Here is a 378-nt window from a genome sequence, read left to right on the forward strand (position 1 = left end):
GCTGCGGAATGATCGCGTGCTTTGACAAGACTACTTCGTTCCAGCCTTTCGATCGGCCGTTCGAGAAATCACCGTAGATGCGGCGGACGCTGGCTTCGCCGATCTTCGCGATCTCTTCGAACAGACCATCGACGATTTTGGCAGAAGCGTTGTCGGCGTCGATGAGAACCGCAAGGCGCGGCGATCGGGCTTCGGTCGGCATGCAGCACGTCCCCCGGCTGGCGCATTCTCGAACTCTCGATTTCTAGCCGGAGATACCACAACCAGGCCCCGGTTTGCGCTGCTTGCTGTTGTAGCAGAGGCGGCTGCAAACAGAAATCCGGACTACTGAGCCGTATCATCCTGCCGGGGTCTAAACTATCTTGGCCAGAAATGGCG

1 protein-coding gene is annotated in these 378 nt (G+C 58.2%); it reads right to left on the reverse strand.

Translation table 11 applies throughout. The features are described from left to right. A partial coding sequence (locus EN780_RS38505) for an NYN domain-containing protein (protein ID WP_145971065.1) occupies positions 1-202 on the reverse strand: 202 nt, incomplete at its 3' end. Positions 203-378: the final 176 nt, after the last annotated feature.

This window comes from Mesorhizobium sp. M4B.F.Ca.ET.089.01.1.1, assembly GCF_004022605.1.
In the GTDB taxonomy this organism is placed as follows: domain Bacteria; phylum Pseudomonadota; class Alphaproteobacteria; order Rhizobiales; family Rhizobiaceae; genus Mesorhizobium; species Mesorhizobium abyssinicae.